The organism is Roseovarius halophilus (ex Wu et al. 2025), from assembly GCF_047086965.1.
On sequence record NZ_JBKOTX010000557.1, the window covers coordinates 1 to 488 of the forward strand.

General features: G+C 58.2%; 1 protein-coding gene. It reads left to right on the forward strand.

The annotated features are described in order from the left end of the window. A partial coding sequence (locus ACH107_RS33475; protein WP_412509881.1) for a hypothetical protein occupies positions 1-488 on the forward strand: 488 nt, incomplete at both ends.

The following is a 488-nucleotide window of genomic DNA, read 5'->3' on the forward strand; positions in this document are numbered from 1 at the left end:
GAGGCGCCCAAGCCCGAAGAATGTGGCCAAGTGCGTCCGTTTGACGTGAACGGCTCTGCTGAAGCGGGGGCTGGACGGTTCAACACCGACGGCACCTTCGGAGAGGAGTTCTACAGCTGTGAAACCGGTGTACGGCGGATCATCCGTGGTGAGTTCAGCCTGAGCCATGACAAGGAGCTGGGCACGCAAGGCATGCTAACCGGTACGCTGCAGCGTGAGCGTATGGTCAGTGATGATCATCTGGCGGGGTATTTCCTCGGTGCCTATGCGAGCCAAACCAGCGTGACCAGCCGTGCGAACGGTGAAATCAATGGCTTCGGTCTCTACGGGGGCCTCTATGGCGCGGCCCGGATGGAGCAGGATATCTACCTTGATTACTATCTTGCCGGGTCGGCTGGCTATCACACCTTCGACCTGCGTTTCTCCGACGACTTGTCAGAGGACATCAATGCAGATGGATCGTATCAATACCTCGGTCTCTTCGGTGG